Source organism: Delftia deserti, from assembly GCF_042653485.1.
Classification (GTDB): Bacteria; Pseudomonadota; Gammaproteobacteria; order Burkholderiales; family Burkholderiaceae_C; genus Comamonas; species Comamonas acidovorans.
In genome coordinates this window covers 4,690,256-4,707,258 of sequence record NZ_JBHSIH010000001.1, presented here as the reverse complement: position 1 = coordinate 4,707,258, position 17,003 = coordinate 4,690,256, and the positions used below count along the sequence as shown (strand labels likewise).

Annotated in this window: 20 protein-coding genes; 11 read left to right on the top strand and 9 right to left on the bottom strand. The window is 69.7% G+C overall.

From position 1 onward, the window contains the following. Nucleotides 1–47: 47 nt before the first annotated feature. The gene (gene prpC, locus ACFPFG_RS22480; RefSeq protein ID WP_197954878.1) at nt 48–1,217 is read right to left on the bottom strand and encodes a bifunctional 2-methylcitrate synthase/citrate synthase; all 1,170 of its coding nucleotides are present in this window, start codon (nt 1,215–1,217) and stop codon (nt 48–50) included. After that, a complete protein-coding gene (locus tag ACFPFG_RS22475; protein ID WP_183021100.1) occupies nt 1,214–1,612 on the bottom strand; it encodes an acyl-CoA thioesterase in 399 nt (132 codons plus the stop codon). Before ACFPFG_RS22475 ends, prpC begins: the two co-directional genes overlap by 4 nt. A 117-nt stretch (nt 1,613–1,729) precedes the next feature. On the opposite strand from ACFPFG_RS22475, the gene ACFPFG_RS22470 reads away from it, so the two are divergent. Continuing rightward, nucleotides 1,730–3,154, top strand: a complete 1,425-nt coding sequence (locus tag ACFPFG_RS22470) for a short-chain fatty acyl-CoA regulator family protein (protein ID WP_183021101.1) — start codon at nt 1,730–1,732, stop codon at nt 3,152–3,154. 36 nt (nt 3,155–3,190) lie between these two features. Here the strand turns inward: ACFPFG_RS22470 and ACFPFG_RS22465 are convergent, their stop codons facing one another. After that, nucleotides 3,191–4,156 carry a ferritin-like domain-containing protein gene (locus ACFPFG_RS22465; protein WP_312378046.1) on the bottom strand — a complete coding sequence of 322 codons (966 nt, stop codon included), beginning with the start codon at nt 4,154–4,156 and terminating at the stop codon, nt 3,191–3,193. A gap of 317 nt (nt 4,157–4,473) precedes the next feature. Between ACFPFG_RS22465 and ACFPFG_RS22460 the strand changes: the two genes are divergently transcribed. From ACFPFG_RS22460 to ACFPFG_RS22420, 9 genes are all read left to right on the top strand, one after another. Beyond that, nucleotides 4,474–4,788, top strand: a complete 315-nt coding sequence (locus tag ACFPFG_RS22460; protein WP_183021103.1) for a hypothetical protein — start codon at nt 4,474–4,476, stop codon at nt 4,786–4,788. Between the two features lie 29 nt (nt 4,789–4,817). Continuing rightward, a complete protein-coding gene (locus tag ACFPFG_RS22455) occupies nt 4,818–5,339 on the top strand; it encodes a low affinity iron permease family protein (RefSeq protein WP_183021104.1) in 522 nt (173 codons plus the stop codon). Between the two features lie 30 nt (nt 5,340–5,369). Then, nucleotides 5,370–5,603, top strand: coding sequence for a hypothetical protein (locus tag ACFPFG_RS22450; RefSeq protein ID WP_183021105.1), 234 nt, complete (start codon nt 5,370–5,372; stop codon nt 5,601–5,603). Nucleotides 5,604–5,718: 115 nt separating this feature from the next. After that, nucleotides 5,719–6,474 (top strand): trehalose-phosphatase, encoded by a 756-nt coding sequence (gene otsB / locus ACFPFG_RS22445; protein WP_380108293.1) that lies wholly within the window; start codon nt 5,719–5,721, stop codon nt 6,472–6,474. Beyond that, nucleotides 6,471–8,015, top strand: a complete 1,545-nt coding sequence (locus ACFPFG_RS22440) for an alpha,alpha-trehalose-phosphate synthase (UDP-forming) (protein WP_380108291.1) — start codon at nt 6,471–6,473, stop codon at nt 8,013–8,015. Before otsB ends, ACFPFG_RS22440 begins: the two co-directional genes overlap by 4 nt. A gap of 112 nt (nt 8,016–8,127) precedes the next feature. Beyond that, nucleotides 8,128–9,237, top strand: a complete 1,110-nt coding sequence (locus ACFPFG_RS22435; protein WP_183021108.1) for an acyl-CoA dehydrogenase family protein — start codon at nt 8,128–8,130, stop codon at nt 9,235–9,237. After that, nucleotides 9,225–9,983, top strand: coding sequence for a PIG-L deacetylase family protein (locus ACFPFG_RS22430; protein WP_183021109.1), 759 nt, complete (start codon nt 9,225–9,227; stop codon nt 9,981–9,983). Before ACFPFG_RS22435 ends, ACFPFG_RS22430 begins: the two co-directional genes overlap by 13 nt. Next, the gene (locus tag ACFPFG_RS22425; RefSeq protein ID WP_183021110.1) at nt 9,980–10,573 is read left to right on the top strand and encodes a methyltransferase domain-containing protein; all 594 of its coding nucleotides are present in this window, start codon (nt 9,980–9,982) and stop codon (nt 10,571–10,573) included. The genes ACFPFG_RS22430 and ACFPFG_RS22425 overlap by 4 nt, the downstream gene beginning before the upstream one ends. Before the next feature lie 12 nt (nt 10,574–10,585). Beyond that, nucleotides 10,586–11,398, top strand: a complete 813-nt coding sequence (locus tag ACFPFG_RS22420) for a glycosyltransferase family 2 protein (protein WP_380108289.1) — start codon at nt 10,586–10,588, stop codon at nt 11,396–11,398. A 30-nt stretch (nt 11,399–11,428) separates the two neighbouring features. On the opposite strand, the gene ACFPFG_RS22415 is transcribed toward ACFPFG_RS22420, so the two are convergent. Beyond that, the gene (locus ACFPFG_RS22415; protein WP_197954869.1) at nt 11,429–11,980 is read right to left on the bottom strand and encodes a DinB family protein; all 552 of its coding nucleotides are present in this window, start codon (nt 11,978–11,980) and stop codon (nt 11,429–11,431) included. Beyond that, a complete protein-coding gene (locus ACFPFG_RS22410; protein WP_197954862.1) occupies nt 11,977–12,426 on the bottom strand; it encodes a VOC family protein in 450 nt (149 codons plus the stop codon). Before ACFPFG_RS22410 ends, ACFPFG_RS22415 begins: the two co-directional genes overlap by 4 nt. Before the next feature lie 101 nt (nt 12,427–12,527). Between ACFPFG_RS22410 and ACFPFG_RS22405 the strand changes: the two genes are divergently transcribed. Continuing rightward, nucleotides 12,528–13,895: an aminotransferase-like domain-containing protein gene (locus tag ACFPFG_RS22405; protein WP_380108286.1), complete on the top strand. Its 1,368-nt coding sequence runs from the start codon at nt 12,528–12,530 to the stop codon at nt 13,893–13,895. On the opposite strand, the gene ACFPFG_RS22400 is transcribed toward ACFPFG_RS22405, so the two are convergent. The 4 genes from ACFPFG_RS22400 to ACFPFG_RS22385 are packed head-to-tail and all read right to left on the bottom strand — an operon-like array spanning nt 13,879 to nt 16,998. After that, the gene (locus ACFPFG_RS22400) at nt 13,879–14,319 is read right to left on the bottom strand and encodes a nuclear transport factor 2 family protein (RefSeq protein ID WP_374622800.1); all 441 of its coding nucleotides are present in this window, start codon (nt 14,317–14,319) and stop codon (nt 13,879–13,881) included. The genes ACFPFG_RS22405 and ACFPFG_RS22400 overlap by 17 nt on opposite strands. A gap of 5 nt (nt 14,320–14,324) precedes the next feature. After that, nucleotides 14,325–15,116: an SDR family NAD(P)-dependent oxidoreductase gene (locus ACFPFG_RS22395; protein WP_183021116.1), complete on the bottom strand. Its 792-nt coding sequence runs from the start codon at nt 15,114–15,116 to the stop codon at nt 14,325–14,327. Nucleotides 15,117–15,121: 5 nt separating this feature from the next. Beyond that, nucleotides 15,122–15,682, bottom strand: a complete 561-nt coding sequence (locus ACFPFG_RS22390) for a DUF3833 domain-containing protein (protein ID WP_183021117.1) — start codon at nt 15,680–15,682, stop codon at nt 15,122–15,124. After that, nucleotides 15,679–16,998 (bottom strand): MFS transporter, encoded by a 1,320-nt coding sequence (locus ACFPFG_RS22385; protein WP_183021118.1) that lies wholly within the window; start codon nt 16,996–16,998, stop codon nt 15,679–15,681. The genes ACFPFG_RS22390 and ACFPFG_RS22385 overlap by 4 nt, the downstream gene beginning before the upstream one ends. Nucleotides 16,999–17,003 lie beyond the last annotated feature (5 nt).

Sequence of the window (17,003 nt, the reverse complement as noted above, 5' to 3'; positions counted from 1 at the left end):
TGCGGGCGGGCCTGCAGCCCGCCCGCCAGGTTCAGGACAGCGGCGGCTCAGGCGCGCGCATCGAGGGGCACGAACTTCTGGTCATCCGGCCCCGTGTAGTTGGCGCTGGGGCGGATGATCTTGTTGTCCTGGCGCTGCTCGATCACATGCGCGGCCCAGCCGCTGGTGCGCGCGATCACGAACAGCGGCGTGAACATGGCCGTGGGCACGCCCATCATGTGGTAGCTGACGGCACTGAACCAGTCCAGGTTGGGGAACATCTTCTTGACCTCCCACATCACCGCTTCCAGCCGGTCGGCAATGTCGTACATGCGGGTGGTTCCGGCCTCGTCGGACAGGCGCTTGGCCACGCCCTTGATGACCACGTTGCGCGGGTCGCTGACGGTGTAGACCGGGTGGCCGAAGCCGATCACCACTTCCTTGGCATCGACGCGGCGGCGGATGTCGGCCTCGGCCTCGTCGGGCGTGTCGTAGCGCTTCTGGATCTCGAAGGCCACCTCGTTGGCGCCGCCATGCTTGGGGCCGCGCAGCGCGCCGATGGCGCCCGCGATGGACGAATACATATCGCTGCCCGTGCCCGCGATCACGCGCGCCGTGAAGGTGGAGGCGTTGAACTCATGCTCGGCATACAGGTTGAGCGAGGTGTGCATGGCGCGCACCCAGCCTTCGGACGGCCGGTGGCCGTGCAGCAGGTGCAGGAAGTGGCCGCCGATGGAGTCGTCATCGGTCTCCACCTCGATGCGCCGGCCCGAATTGCTCCAGTGGTACCAGTACAGCAGCATGGAGCCCAGGCTGGCCATGAGCCGGTCGGCAATGTCGCGGGCACCCGCCAGGTTGTGGTCGTCCTTTTCGGGCAGCACGCAGCCCAGGGCCGAGACGCCGGTGCGCATCACATCCATGGGGTGGGCGCCGGCAGGCAGCTGCTCCAGCGCCTGCCTGACGCTGGCCGGCAGGCCGCGCAGCGCCTGCAATTTGGTCTTGTAGGCCTGCAGTTCGGGGCGCGTGGGCAGCTTGCCATGCACCAGCAGATGGGCGATTTCCTCGAACTCGCAGACCTCGGCAATGTCCAGGATGTCGTAGCCGCGATAGTGCAGGTCGTTGCCCGAACGGCCCACGGTGCACAGCGCCGTGTTGCCGGCGGTCACGCCCGACAGGGCGACGGACTTCTTGGGCTTGAATGCGGACGCAGATGGCGCGTCGATGGTCGTGATACTCATGGAAGGGTCTCCTGGTTCAGATAGGAATGGGCAATGGCGGCAGGAAGGCCGTTGTGATCGACAGCCACCATCTCGAACAGGCCCTTGAGCACGTCCTCGCAGGCAATGCCGGGCGCCCGGGCCGAGGCGGTGACGCAGACCGTCATCGAGCTGCGCCCCACGCGGCTGACCCAGCCGCGCAGGACGATTTCATGGCCCACGGGCACGGGCGCCAGGAAGTCGATGCCGGTGACGCCGGCCATCACCACCTCGCGCTGCGCCAGGCTGCGCGCTGCCAGAAAGGCGGTCTTGGCCATGAGCTGCAGGCCCTGGCCTGCGAACAGCGTGCCGTGGTGGTTGGCCAGCGCGGGCAATACCAGTTCGCGCAACTCGGCGGTTCCAGTAGGTGTTGTCATGCTTCGCAATCTACGCAAAATAGCGGCTCAGCCATAGGACTGAAAAGGCGAATTCTTGCGAAACGAATCCCACGATATTGCGAATTCTGCGAATAACAGCCACCCGAGGAAACAGCCATGAAGAAGACATTCATGGGCGTCAAGCTGCGCAAACTGCGCGCGGAGCACGGCCTGTCCCAGATCGCCCTGGCCCACGCGCTGGGCCTGTCGCCCAGCTACCTGAACCAGCTGGAGCAGAACCAGCGGCCGCTGACGGTGTCGGTGCTGCTCAAGCTCAACCGCGCGCTGGGCGTGGACATACAGCAGTTCTCGGAGGACGAGGAAGCACGCCTGGTCGCCGGCCTGCGCGAAGCCCTGGCCGATGCGCCCGAATCCATCGCCCTGCCCGAGCTGCAGGAAGTGGCCGCGCAAATGCCGGCCCTGGGACGGGCGGTGATGGCGCTGCACCGCCGCCATCTCGAAGCCATGGAGCGCATCGAGAGCATGTCGCTCCGCCTGGGCGATGACCGCTCGGACGGATCGGCCCGGTTGTCGGCCCCGCGCACCATGCCGTTCGAGGCCGTGCGCGATTTCTTCTTCGCGCACCAGAACTATTTCGACGAGGTGGACCGCGCGGCCCAGGCGCTGGCGCACGAGGCCCGCGCCGACCCCGGCCATCTGGCGGACTGGCTGGCGCGCAGGCTGGAGCAGCGCCATGGCGTCCAGGTGCAGCGCTCCGAGGATTCACGGGAAAGCCAGCGCCGCTTCGATCCGGCCACACGCGTGCTCATGCTGTCCTCTGCGCTGGAGCCTGCGCAGCAGGCCTTTCAGCTGGGCACCCAGCTGGCGCTGCTGGAGATCGGCGCCCTGCTGGACCGGCTGATCGCCACCGCCGCCTTCCAGGGCGACCCGGCTTCAAGCAAGCTCGCCCGCGTGGGCCTGGCCAACTACTTTGCGGGCGCGCTGCTGCTGCCCTACGACCTGTTCCTGGAGGCGGCCGAGCAGCTGCGCTACGACATCGACCTGCTGGGCCAGCGCTTTGGCGTGGGCTTTGAAACCGTCTGCCACCGTCTGAGCACGCTGCAGCGGCCCGGCGCACCCGGCGTGCCCTTCTTCTTCGTGCGCGTGGACCGCGCGGGCAATATCTCCAAGCGCCAGTCGGCCACGCATTTCCACTTCAGCCGCACGGGCGGCACCTGCCCTCTGTGGACGGTGTACGAGGCCTTCGGCCAGCCCGACCAGGTGCTGCGCCAGCTGGCCAGCATGCCCGACGGGCGGCGCTACCTGTGGATTGCGCGCTCGGTCACGCGCGGGCAGCGCGGCTACGGCTCGCCGCGCAAGACCTTCTCCATCGGCCTGGGCTGCGACATACGCCATGCCGCGCGCCTGGTCTATGCCAAGGGGCTGGACCTGGGCGACCCGGAATCGGCGACGCCCATCGGCATGGGCTGCAAGGTCTGCGAACGCGACCAGTGCACGCAGCGCGCCTTTCCCTACGTGGGAAAGGCGCTGCATGTGGATGAGAACGCCAGCCGCTTTGCGCCCTATGGCGTGGGCGGCTGACGATTCCGTGGCCCGCGCGGTGCGCGGGATGCGCGGTCAGACTGCGCTGCGGTAACGGTCGCGCAGGTCGCGCACTTCATCGTGGTTGCGCTGGGCACCCTGGGCCTGGCGCTCCACCATCACGCGGATGGCCGGTGGCAGCGGCTGCTTGAGCGCCTTGCGGTACTGGGCCACGGCGGAATCCTCGCCGCGCTCGCATTCCTCCAGCACCGCCTTGTCGTCCTGCGAGGTCAGCGCCGTCTTCACCGACACCCAGCCCCGGTGCAGCGCGCCGGCCACCGTGCCGCCCGATGCGGGCTCGCGGCCCAGCCTGCGGATCTCGGCCTCCAGCTCCAGCGCGGCGGCGCCGCACTCTGCGCTGTGGCGCAGGAACAGGGTCTTGAGGTCCGGCGAGTCGGCGTTCTCGGAGGAGGTGCGAAAACCGTACTCGCCATCGCGGCAGGATTCAAGCAGGTCGTTGAGCACGTCCACCACATCGTCGTTGTCGATATCGCCCGTATAGGCGGGGGCGACGATGGTGCCCGTCTCGTCACGGACATCACGGCTGCCTGCGCGCGCCCAGGCGGCGCGTGCTGCGGGCCGGGCCTGGTCCCAGTCCAGATGGCTGGCGCCACGGCGGGTGGTCCATTCGCGCTCCCACTCGGACTCGAAGGCATCGAAGTCGGCATCGCGGCGTGCGGCGGCAGCGTTCCAGCCCAGCTCGTAGGCGGGGCGGTATTCCTCGTAGCTGCGGCCAGCCACGTAATAGGGCTCGCTCTGGTAGGCATCGCGCCAGTAGGCATCTTCGACCGTGGGGTTCACGGCCTCGGCCGCACCCTTGCCGGCCAGCCCGCCGACCACGGCGCCGGCCACGCCACCCACGGCAGCGCCGATGGGGCCACCCATTGCGCCGAATGCAGCGCCGGTGACGGCGCCGCCTGCTGCGCCTATGCCGGTGCCCACCGGGTGCGCGCCAGGTGCGTCGGACAGCGGGTCACGGTTTGCGGGGTTCGATTGCGTCATGGAATGTGCTCCTTGGCAGTTGAAAGTGATTCCTATGCTGATGGCCGCCGCGGCCGTCCGGCGTGCGCGCTTGCGGCCATGTGCCGTAGGAACGCAGCGCCCGGGCCTTGCGGACATCGCGCCAGTCCCCTGTGGCCATTTTTCGCACCCCGGCACAGGGCACATACAGGGCAATCGGCGTGCCTGCCGGCCATGTTCCGGAAGGGGCATCTTGTCGTTCCTGCGCTTTCGGCGTGGTCCCACGACGGCCTTGCGCAAGCGGGGAGAGCATGGCCAAGGCGCACCCTGCGGGCGCCCATGAATGAAAGGACAACGCCATGAAAGACAAGACCACCCCTGCTGCCCGGCCCTCTGCACAAAAGCAGTCCAAGCCATCGGGCGACGGCCGCACCAAGCTGCCCGGCCAGGTAGGCAAGGCGCCGCATGCACCCGGCGAATCGGGCGAGCCCGAGCAGGGCCTGCGCCTGCCGCATGAGCGTGACCAGAGCATCGACGCCACCAGCGATGCACCCGACCCCGTGATGCGCCAGGCCCATGACGACATCGCCTCCGGCCAGGTGGACACCGACATGCGCCAGACACCGGGCCTGGACGCCGAGCAGCGCAAGAAGCTGGTGCGCAGGCAGCCTTGAACCGGCCCCCATTCCGAACACATCCATCCATGCAAACCACAAGTTCAACATCACGCCGCAGCACCCCGGGCGACGCCCTGGGCTCCATGCCCGAGACAAGCAGCGCCTCGTACGCGGACCATTCGCGGCTGCTGTCGGCCTTCGATCATTTCGCCAGCAAGGTGACGCGCTGGGCCGGTACGCCCATGGCCTTTTGCGTGGCCCTGATCTGTGTGGCCGTGTGGGCCGTGGCGGGCCCGATGTTCCACTTCTCGGAGAACTGGCAACTGGTCATCAATACGGGCACGACCATCGTGACCTTTCTGATGGTGTTCCTCATCCAGCAAAGCCAGAACAAGGACAGCGTGGCCCTGCACCTGAAGCTCAACGAGCTGCTGGCAGCCAACAAGATTGCCAGCAACCGCATGATCGGCATCGAGGGGCTGGACGAGGAGCAGCTGCAGCAAGTGGCGGCCTTCTACGTCAACCTGGCCGCCCGCGCGCGCGAAAGCGGAGCCTGCAAGGAATGCCACTCCATCGACGAGGACGACCCGGCACGGCCCGGCAACTGAGGCGCCTGCCCTCCTTCAGAGAGAAAAACCATGCCCGACATTCCCGACTGGCTTCAGTGGCCTGCCTTCCTGGCCTCCATCCTTGGCGCATGGTGGGTGGGCTCGCGTTCTGCGCAACGGCGCAACGTGGGCTTCTGGATTCTGATGCTCAGCAATGTGCTGTGGGCACTGTGGGGATGGTCCACGGGTGCCTGGGCGCTGGTGACGCTGCAGGCCTGCCTGGCGGTGACCAATGTCCGCGGCTCCCTCAAGGCCGAGCGCTGAACGCGCCATGCAGGCCGCCTCCATCCTGATGGGCCGGTGCTGGCGCATGGCCGATCCGCGCACAAGCCCTCGGCTGACGGTCGGTGAACCCGGCACTCGGTACCGTGGTCTCTCCATGGAAACACCCCGACTCCCCGCCCGCAGTTCCGCCCTGTTCCTCGACTTCGACGGCACGCTTGTGCCGCTGGCCGAGACCCCGGACGCCATCGCGCCAGACCCTGCCCTGATCCCGATGCTGGCCAGGCTGCAGAGCCTGCTGGGAGGGGCGCTTGCCATCGTCACGGGTCGGCAGGTCGAGGCGCTGGACCACTTTCTGGCGCCGCTGCATCTGCCCGCCGCCTGCGAGCATGGCCTGCAGCGGCGGGATGCCTGCGGCCGCCTGCACCCGCAGGCATCGGCCATGCCAGGGACCGTTCTGCAGCTGTGCAATGCCCTGGCGGCTGCCCATCCCCGCCTGCTGGTGGAGCACAAGCGCTCCTCGGTGGCACTGCACTACCGGCGCGCGCCAGAGCTGGCGGCGCTGTGCCTGGACACGTTGAGCCGCGCACTGCGGCACCTGCCCGGGCTGGAGTTGCTGCACGGCAAATGCGTGCTGGAGGTCAGGCCCGCGGGCGTGGACAAGGGCCGCGCCATTGCGGCCTTTCTGCGCGAAGAGCCGTTCGCCGGCCGCACCCCCGTGTTTGCCGGTGACGATGTCACGGACGAGAGCGGCTTTGCCGTGGTACAGGCGCACGGCGGCATGGCGATCAAGGTGGGCGAAGGCGCAAGCAGGGCCCGCCACCGGCTGGGCAGCCCGCAGGCCGTGCATGCCTGGCTGCAGTCCGCATGCATGCACCTGGCTGCACAGACCTGCGCGGAGGCCCTGCCATGAGCCGGCTGGTGGTGATCTCCAACCGCGTGGCCGACCCGGCCAAGGCAGCCGCAGGCGGCCTGGCCGTGGCCATGGGCGATGCGTTGCGGCAGACCGGCGGCCTATGGTTCGGCTGGAGCGGCATGGTCACCGATGGCAGCGCCGCGCCCCCTGCCGGGCATGTGCACCGGATCCAGGCAGGCAAGGTCACGCTGGCCACGGTGGACCTGGACCGTGCGGACCACGACAGCTACTACGCGGGCTACAGCAATGGCGTGCTGTGGCCCGTCTTCCATGGCCGGCTGGACCTGGCGAACTTCGACACGGGCCTTGCGGCCGGCTACCGCCGCGTGAACCAGTTGCTCGCACGCAGGCTGCTCCCCCTGCTGGCAGAGGACGACATCCTCTGGGTGCATGACTACCACCTGATCCCCCTGGCGGCCGAGCTGCGCGCCCTGGGCTGCCGCCAGCGCATCGGTTTTTTCCTGCACATCCCGCTGCCGCCACCGACCCTGCTGGCGGCCATCCCCGAGCATGAGTGGCTGATGCGCTGCCTGTTTGCCTATGACCTGGTGGGCCTGCAGACACGCCAGGACGTGCAGCACTTCGAGCGCTATGTCTGCGAGGAGGCGGGCGGCCAGGCCCTGGGCGACGGCTCGTTCCGAGCCCATGGCCAGCGCCTGGTCTGCCGCGACTTCCCCATAGGAATCGATGTGGAGGGCTTCGCGGCGCTTGCACAGGCCGGTGCCTCGCGCGACATGTACGAACGCATGAAGCACGAATACGCCCAGCGCCGCCTGCTGCTGGGCATAGACCGGCTCGACTACTCCAAGGGCCTGCCCCAGCGCCTGCGCGCCTTCCGCGAACTGCTGGCGCGCCATCCCGCCAACCGGCGCAGCGCCACGCTGATCCAGATCGGATCGCCCACGCGCGAGGGCCTGGACGCCTATGCGGGCATACGGCGCGAGATCGAGTCGCTGTGCGGCGCCATCAATGGCGACTACGGCGAGCTGGACTGGATGCCCGTGCGCTACATCCACCAGACGCTGCCGCGCGACAGCATTCCCGGCCTGTGCCGTGCGGCAGCCGTGGGCCTGGTCACGCCGCTGCGCGACGGCATGAACCTGGTGGCCAAGGAATACGTGGCGGCCCAGGACCCGGCCGACCCGGGCGTGCTGGTGCTGTCGCGCTTTGCGGGCGCGGCCGAGCAATTGCACGAGGCGCTGCTGGTCAATCCCTATGACGTGCATGGCACGGCCGCCGTGGTGCAGCAGGCCCTGCACATGCCGCTGCACGAACGGCGCCAGCGCCACCGGCGGCTGCTGCAGCGCATCCGCGAGCAGGACGTGCACTGGTGGCGCAAGGCCTTTCTGTCCGCATTGAAGGAGGCCAGGCCGCAGGAACGCCGAGACAGGGATTGGAGCAAGGAAAGAGACGACGGCTTCGGCATCCCCGTGCCGTCGATGAAGCAGCAACGCCCGCCACTGGGCCTGGTGCTGCCCGCCTGCCCGGCGGAGGCCCTGGCCCTGGACGCCAGCCGATCGGTGGTCTCCGACAGGTAATGGCCTCCTGCTCCTGCGGCGGCGGCCTCGGCAAGCCGGCACGATGGCAACGCCCGGCCCGCCCCCCTTCACTACCGGGCTGCACATGGCACACAAGGAAAGGTGAGCGGTGATGGTCCAGCAAAACAACGAGCACGCCCAGGCGTGGACGGACAGCGAGACGCTGGCCCGGGCCCTGCACGGCCATGAGGAACTGTCCCCCTCGGACCAGCTGGCCCTGCTGGTGGCCCAGGGCGCCGACCGCCTGCCCTTGCCGGGCCGTGGCCACACGCTGCAGCGCTGGAGGGCGCTGGCCGAAGTTGCCGCCCACAGCCTGGGCCTGGCCAAGCTCTACGAAGGCCATACCGATGCCCTGGCCATCCTGTACGAACTGCAGGCCGACCTGGCCACCGAGGGACTGCGCTGGGCCGTCTGGTGCGCCGAGCCACCGGGCGAGCGCGTGCAGGCCACGGCGGCCTCTCCCGACGCCACGCAACGGACGACGCTGCAGGCAGGCTCGGCGGTTCGCCTGTCCGGCCACAAGCCCTGGTGTTCCGGTGCCCGCGCGGTGGACCGCGCCCTGGTCAGCGGCTGGCTGGCAGACGGCCAGCGCTGCCTGATCGCCGTCACCATGGACCAGCCCGGCATACGCAGGGACGACAGCCACTGGCAGGCCGTGGGCATGGCCGCCAGCGCCAGCGCCGATGTGCACTTCGACGGCGCCACCGGCGTGCTGGTCGGGGCACCGGGCCAGTACCTGAGCCGGCCCGGCTTTCACCACGGCGGCGCGGGAGTGGCCGCCTGCTGGCATGGTGCCGCCGCCCGCATTGCCAGCCATCTGCTGCAGGCCGTCACCCAGGGCGGGGACCCGCATCGCCTGGCCCACCTGGGCGCGCTGGACGTGGCCCTGGGCAGCGCGGCCAGCCTGCTGCGCGAAGCTGCGGCAGACATCGATGCCAGGCCCTCGGACCCCTGCCTGCTGGCCGTGAGCCGCGCCCGGCTGGCCGTGGAAGCCGCTGCCGAAGACGTGCTGCGGCGCGTGCCGCGCGCCATCGGCCCGGGGCCGCTGTGCAAGAACAAAAGCCTGGCCCGGCTGATGGCCGACCTGCCCGTTTTCATCCGCCAAAGCCATGCCGAGCGCGACCAGGCGGCGCTGGGCCGCCTGCTGGCCGAGATGGAACAGGCAACGGTGTCGACACCCGCATCGGCACCAGGTGCAGGAGCCCCCGCATGGACGCTGTGAAGCCCCGCCTGATCGAAGGCCAGGGCACGCCCGAGTCGCGCTGGCAGGCCTGGTTCGCACAGCGCCAGCCCGTGCCGCTGGCACTGGACGAGCTGCTGCAGGGCCGGCGTCGCATCGTCATCGTGGCACCGCACCCCGATGACGAAATCCTGGGCTGCGCCAGCCTGCTGCGCCGCTGCGCGCAACAGGGCCTGCCCTGCCTCGTCATTTCCGTGACCGATGGCGGCGCCAGCCATCCCGGCTCCACGCTGTGGCCGCCGCAGCGGCTGGCCCGTGCGCGCGTGCAGGAGAGCAACCAGGCGCTGGCCCTGCTCGCGCCTGCAGCGCAGGTGACCCGCCTGGGCCTGCCCGACGGCCATATCGCCGACCACGCAGCGCAGCTGCTGCAGCGGCTGCAGGCCTTGCTGCGGCCTTCGGACGCGCTGCTGTGCACCTGGCGCGAAGACGGTCACCCGGACCACGAGGCCACCGGCCAGGCCTGCGCCACGGCGGCCGCGCGCACGGGCTGCCGGCTTGTCGAATTGCCCATCTGGGCCTGGCACTGGGCCGAGCCCGGCGACACGCGCGTGCCCTGGCACCGCGCCGCCGCCATTGCACTGGCGCCGCAGGAGCTGGCGCTCAAGCGCCAGGCCCTGTCTTGCTTTCGCAGCCAGTTGCTGCCCGACCCGTCCACGGGCCGCGACGCCATCCTCCCTTCCTGGGCCACGCAACGCCTGCTGCGCCCGTTCGAAGTGGTGTTCCTATGAGCAGCGCCAGACAGCATTTCGACCAGATGTACCAGGCCGACCCCGACCCCTGGCAGGTTGCATCGCGCTGGTACGAGCGGCGCAAGCGCGACCTGCTGCTGGCCGCCCTGCCCCGCGAGCGCTATGCCCACGGCTTCGAGCCCGGCTGCGGCAATGGCGAAACCACGCAGCGGCTGCTGCAGCGCTGCGAGCGGCTGTGCGCCGTCGATTTCTCGGCCAGGGCCGTGGACCTGTGCCGCGAGCGGATGGCTCCTGAGGACAGTGCGCGCCTGGACCTGCAGGCCCTTCCCCTGCCCTGGCAATGGCCCCAGGTGCCGGCCGCGCCGCAGGCCGGCTTCGACCTCATCGTGGTCTCGGAACTGGCCTATTACTTCGACGATGCGGCACTGGCGCATTTCAACCGCCAGTGCCTGGCCTCGCTGCAAGGCGGCGGCCACTGGCTCATGTGCCACTGGCGGCATGACGCGCACGACCGCCTGCAGACCACGCAGGCCCTGCATGACAGCGTGGCGGCCCATGCGCAGCTGCGCCTGCTGCTCAGCCACTGCGAGCCGGATTTCCAGCTGGACATCTGGCAGAAGAACCCTTGAAAGGACTGAAAAATGATCGGCGTGTGCATCCCTGCCCATGACGAGGAAGACCTCATAGGCCGCTGCCTGGACAGCGTGTTTTGCGCGGCGGCCCACGCCGACCTGCAGGGCGAGACCGTGGCCGTCGTCGTCGTGCTGGACAGTTGCCAGGACGCCACCGAATCGGCCGTGCGCCGCTGGCCCGCCATCCCGTTGCCGATTGCCGCGCGCAACGTGGGCAAGGCGCGGGCCCTGGGGTCGGAGTACCTGTTGCTGCTGGGCGCCCGCTGGCTGGCCTTCACGGATGCCGACACCACGGTCTCGCCGAGCTGGCTGGCCGACCAGCTGGCGCTGCAGGCCGACGTGGTCTGCGGCACGGTGGCAGTGCCCGACTGGTCTGCCCACGGCGCCCACGCGGGTGCGGCCCGGCGGCACTTCGAGTCCACCTACATGGACCGCGACGGCCACCGCCATGTGCATGGCGCCAACCTGGGCATCTCGGCCTGGCACTACCGCCATGTCGGAGGCTTCGAGGCGCGCCGCTGCGGCGAGGACCAGGACCTGGTGGACCGCCTGGCGGCCAGCGGCGCCCGCATCGCCTGGTCCGCACGGCCGCGCGTGATGACCAGCGGGCGCGCCTACTCGCGCGTGGCCGACGGCTTTGCCGGGGCGCTGCGCAAGGGGTGGGCCGAGGCCCCAGAGCCACAGCCACTGCCACAGCCGCTTGCACTGCCACTTGCACAGCCACAGACTCCGGCAGAAGACGCCATGCTGCCTGCAGCCCTCACGGACGCCATGGCGCAGGGGGCACCGACTTCGGCCCTGCGCGTCCCGGCCATCGGTTGATCCGATGACCGGGGCGCTCCACCCTCGACGTCAGCCCTTGTCTTCGCGATAGCAATCCCTCAGGAAAACCGGCAGATCATTGGCCGGCGGCACGAAGGGCACCTGGTACATCATGTCGCTCACGAAGCCACGGTGGTAGCTGCCGTGGTTGACCACATGCAGCACGATCTGCTCGCGCGACATGGCGCCCTGCCCGCCGCCCACGAACTCGAAATGCACGACCTTCGCCAGTTCCTCGTCCGGGCACGCATCGACGAACTCCACATACCAGCGGTCCATTGCCTGCACGGACTCCCACAGCGCCTGCAGCGTGGGCGTGTGGTCGGTGTTGCGCATGGTGTAGCCATGCTTGCGGCCCTGCAGGTGGTGCCTGAAGATGTCGTCCACCACATGGACGTGGTTCAGCGTGCGCACCATGTTGCCGAAGCTCGTGGGCCGCTGCTTCAGGGCCTCTCCTTCGGGCAGCTCCATCACGCTCTTGAAGGTCAGCCCGTTGGCCCAGGCCTTGTAGCGCACCAGCATTTTCAGGTTGGCCCTGGCCGATGAGGCAGGAGCACAGGGGTTTGCGTCGGTGGTTGTCATTCGTGGGTTCTTTCAGTGTTGATCGAAGGGGGAGCGGCCCGATCGGCACCAGTGTCGGCGCGATGGACCACATGGACCTTGTTGCCATCGGGATCGCGCAGATAGGCGCCGTAGTAGCCGGCCCCGTAATGCGGGCGCGGGCCGGGCGCCCCCTCGTCACTGCCGCCCTGCGCCAGCCCTGCGGCATGGGCCAGGTCCACCGCAGCCGGCGATGGCGCCAGAAAGGCCACCATGCCGCCATTGCCCGCCGTGGCCGCCGTGCCATTGAAGGGGCTGTAGACATAAAAGCGCGGCAGGGCTGCCTGCGGCGTGATCCAGCAAAGCGCGGCAGGGCCGCCATCGGGCACCACCCAGCGGCGCCGCAGCCCCAGCGGGCACAGCACCGCGTCATAAAAGCGGCCGGCCCGCTCCAGATCGCGGCTGCCGACGGTCACATGGCTGAACATGGGTACTCCAGGAAAAGGCCCGGCCTGGGCAACCCCGTGAACGTTACGCTATTGAAAAATGAAATAGTGTCACGGCACACTAAATTTTTCGCACCAAGAACATGCTTGCGCGCTCACCCTGGACGCCCCGCCTGGCCGCTCTGCAAGCCAGTGCCGCAGAGCGGCTGGCCCATGCCCTGGGCGATGACATCATCGAAGGCCGCCTGGCCGGTGGCGATCGCCTGCCCGCCCATCGCGACCTGGCGGACACATTGCAGATCGGCCTGGGCTCGGTGACCAAGGCCTACGCGCTGCTGGAGCGCCGGGGCCTGACGCGCAGCGTCAAGGGCCGGGGCACCTTCGTGGCATCACAGCAGGCACAGGCCGGCGAGGACATCGACCTGTCTTCCAACGCACCGCCGGCCGCCATCAGTGCGCGCGTCCTGGCTCGTACGCTGACCGGGATTGCGCGCAGCATCGATGCCGATCATTTCAACTTCTATGCCCCGCCCCAGGGCCACCTGGAGCATCGGCGCGTGCTCGTGCGCTGGCTGCAGACGCTGGGGCTGGGCACGGAGCCCGGCCGCATGGTGCTGACCAGCAGCGCGCGCCAGGCCCTGTCCCTGGCCTTCGATCTGGTCTGCCAGCCGCAGGGTCGACTGCTGACCGAGCGCCTCACCTATCCCGGCGCCATGGCCCTGGCCCGGCGCAAGGGGTATTCCATGCAGGGCCTGGCGATCGACGCGCAGGGCATGCTGCCGCAGGCACTGGCCGATGCGCTGCACGGCATTCCGGCGGGCCATGGCAAGGTGGTCTACCTCACCCCCACGCTGCACAACCCGACCACGGCCACCATGGGCGCGGAGCGCAGGCAGGCGATCGTGGACATCTGCCGCAGCGCAGGCGCCTGGATCATCGAGGACGGCGTGTATGCCGCCTGCTTGCCCGATCACGCGCGCCTTGCGCACCTGGCGACCCTGGCGCCCGAAATCACGCTGCATGTGAACGGGCTGTCCAAGTCCCTGGGACCGGGGCTGCAGGTGGGCATGCTCTCGCTGCCCGCTTCGCTGTGCGGCGCTGCTGTGCAGCTTGTGCAGGAGCTGTCCATGGCGCCTTCGACCCTCTCCTGCGCCGTGATCGATGAATGGCTGTCGCACGGCGTGGTCGCTTCCCTGCAGGCCGACCTGCGCCATGAGGCACAGCGGCGCTGCCGGCTGGCCGTATCACACCTCGCCTCGCACCTGGGTGGCAGCGGCCTGGTGCTGCACCCCGAGGCCTACAACGCCTGGCTGCCCATGGAGCGCGAAGCCGCCGACCGCCTGGTATCGGCCGCAGCGGCGCTGGGTCTGAGGCTGACCGATCCGGGCTCGCTCATGGTGGACCCGCAGGAGCAGGCCAGCGGGCTGCGCATCTGCCTGGGTGCGCCGCGCTTCAACGCGCTGGACGGTGCCCTGGCGCAGTTGGCCCGGCTGCTTACTGCGGCGCCCTGAGTTTGTGCTGCAGCGCCCTGGCCACGGCGCCCAGCACGGGGACCTTGGCGAAGATCTCCTCCACCGGGTCCCAGAAATCCCGGTGCGTCGCCACCAGCCCGTCGCCATCGAACTGCAGGAAGCTGGTGCCGCCGATGTGCATGGGCTGGCCGGATGCCCGCACAAAGCCCAGCTCCCACAGCAAAAAGCCGCCGTCCCCCTGCACCGCGCCGTGGCTGACGGCAAAGCGGGGCCGGTCCAGTTGCTCGAACATGTGGGAAAACACGCGCTCGATCGCAGCGTGGCCGCGCACCTCGTTGAACGGGTCCTTGAACAGGGCCTGCTCGGCATACAGCGACAGCAGCGCCGGCAGGTTGTCGCGGCGCAGGGCCTCGTAGGCCTGGGCCAAGCGGGCCAGTCGCGGATCGGATATGCCGCTGCTCATGGGTTTCATGCTCCGGTGAAGCGGCGGACCGCAGAGAAATACCAGGCGTCTGGCAGGCAGCGCAGCAGGCGCACCCAGCGCGTGAAGCGGCGCGGGAAATTCATCTCGAAACGCCCCTGCGCCCAGCCCTGCAGCATATGCCGGGCCGCCTCGTCGGCGCCGATCAGGGCCGGCATGCTGAAGCTGTTTTGCGCCGTCAGCGGCGTATCGACAAAGCCGGGATTGATGATGGACACGCCCAGGCCCAGGCCATGCAGGTCCAGATAGAGGTTTTCCGCCAGGTTGTTGAGCGCCGCCTTGGTGGGGCCGTAGGCCAGGGACATGGGCAGTCCCCGGTAGCCGGCCACCGAGCCGACCAGGGCCAGATGGCCCCGGCCAGCCTGGAGCAGCATGGGCAGCGCGGCATCGAGCAGGTGCAGCACGCCGCCATAGTTCACGGCCAGGTGGTGCTGCATCTCGGCCAGGTCGAACTCGGTGGCGCGCAGGGGCCGGTAGTGGCCTGCGCAGTAGAGGATCAGGTCGGGCGCCCCGCCCGCGTGGGCCAGCACGGCCTGGGCGGCCGCATCCACGGCAGCGGCATCGGTCACATCCAGCGGCAGGGCCAGGCAGCCCTCGCGGCCGCGCACGAAGTCCTGCAGCGCGCCGCCATGCCGTGCGGAGACGATCACCCGGGCGCCCTGCCCGTGCAGCGCCTCGGCCGTGGCACGCCCTATGCCCGAGGAGGCGCCCACCACCCATGCCGAGCGACCCTTCCAGTCAGCCAGCAGCGGGTTCAGCCCGCGCGAGAACAGCGGCATGGCCATCACTCCTTGACAAAGGACAGCGTCACATCGCCCAGGTGCACGCCGAGCTTGCTCATGGCCGTGCGGTTGAGCAGGGTGCGCCCGTCCATGAGGTACATCCAGTCATCCATGTGGACGTTCCAGACCCGCCCATTCACGGGCAGGGCCAGCACATAGCTCCAGCGGAAGGCATTGCCCGCGCCCTGGCCCTGGGCCTCGCCCACCACGTCGTCGGCCCGGCCGCTGTAGCGGCCGTCGCCCAGGTGGCGGATATGCCAGACCCGCTCCTGCGTGCTGCCGTCGCTGTAGACGAAGTGCTCCTCCAGGGAGCCCTCGTCGCCATTCCAGCGGCCCGTCATGCGCACGGTGAACCGCTTGACCACCTTGCCCGATCGGTCCGTGAACATGCCGTGCGCCGTCAGCGGCCCGTTGAAATACTGGCGCAGGTCCAGCTGCGGCTGCTCCTTGGCGTAGTCCTGGACCGAAGGCCCGGCGCAGCCCGCCAGGGACAGTGCCAATGCCGCCCCCAGGCAGGCGCGCCGCAGCGGCGAAAACGAAGCGCAGTGGGTGATGTGGCTCATGTGTGCCTCCAGGAAGAATGCAATCGCTCGGCGCGCCAAAGCAGCAGCGCCGCCGCCAGCTTGAGCAGGCAGGGCAGCCCGCCATAGGCCCAGGCCAGCGCCTGCAGCCCGGCCGGGTCGGTGCCGCCGCTGCGGTAGCCCGCGGCGGACAGCAGGGGCAGGGCCAGGCCTGCGGCCAAGGCCAGGTTGAGCTTGGTGGCGCAGGTCCACCAGCCCAGGTAGCGGCCCTCGCCCCGGCCGCCCTGGCCGGACTCGTGGATCACGCCCGTGAGCAGTGCGCCCGGCAAGGCCAGGTCCGCGCCCAGGGCCAGCCCGCTGGCCAGGCAGATCAAGGCAAAGGCCATGCCGTCGCCCGCGCCCAGCCAGGGCGTGAAGCCGAAGGCCAGCACGCTGGCCAGCATGCCCGCGCGCCAGCTGGGCGCCAGGCCCCAGCGCGAGACGGCCTTCACCCACAGCGGCAGGCCCAGGGCCGCCGCGCCAAAAAAGCACAGCAGCAGCAGGGGCTGCAGTGCAGGCGCCTGCAGCCTGTCGGCCACGAAGAAGGGCAGCAAGGTGGCGGGAACGGCCGCGGCCACGCCATTGAGCATGAAGATGGCCAGCAGCCGGCGAAACGCGGCATCCGCCCACGGCGAGGCGGCAGGGGCCAGGGCCGCCGAGGCCGGGCCAGCCGGTTGCGGCACGAGGGGGACGGGGAGCACAGGGGCCACGGGCGCCCGGAGCCGGTACAGCCCCATCAGCCCCAGCGCCAGGCCCAGAGCCAGCACGGCGCCGGTGGCGTCAAGGCCCATCACGGCCGGCAGAACGCTGGCCAGCAGCACGCCCGCCAGCGTGGCGCCCTCGCGCCAGGCCGTCACACGGGCACGCCAGGCGGGCTGGCCGCCCCAGCGGGTGCCCCAGGCCTGGTGGAGGATGGTGACGAAGCTGTAGGCCAGCGTGCACACCAGCAGGCTGCCGGCCAGCCAGCCCAGCATGGCGGCCTCGGAGCCGCGCGGCGGATGCCATAGCGCCCCGAAACCCAGCGCCATCAGCAGGCTGCCCAGCGCAGCCGCCCGCCAGGCCGGCCGCACACCCTGGCGCAGCAGCCTGTCGGCCTGGCGGCCAATGGCCGGATCGACCACGGCGTCGAGTGCCCGCGTGGCCAGCAGCACGGCGCCCAGCCCGGCCAGCGGCGCGCCCGCCACGCTGGCGTAGTGGTAGGGCAGGTTCACATACAGGGGCAGGGACACGAAGGCCAGCGGCGCGGCAAGCCCGCCATAGGCCAGCCCTGTGCGCCAGGGCAGCACGGGGGCAGGAGCGGGGGCTGTGACGGAGGTCATGGCGT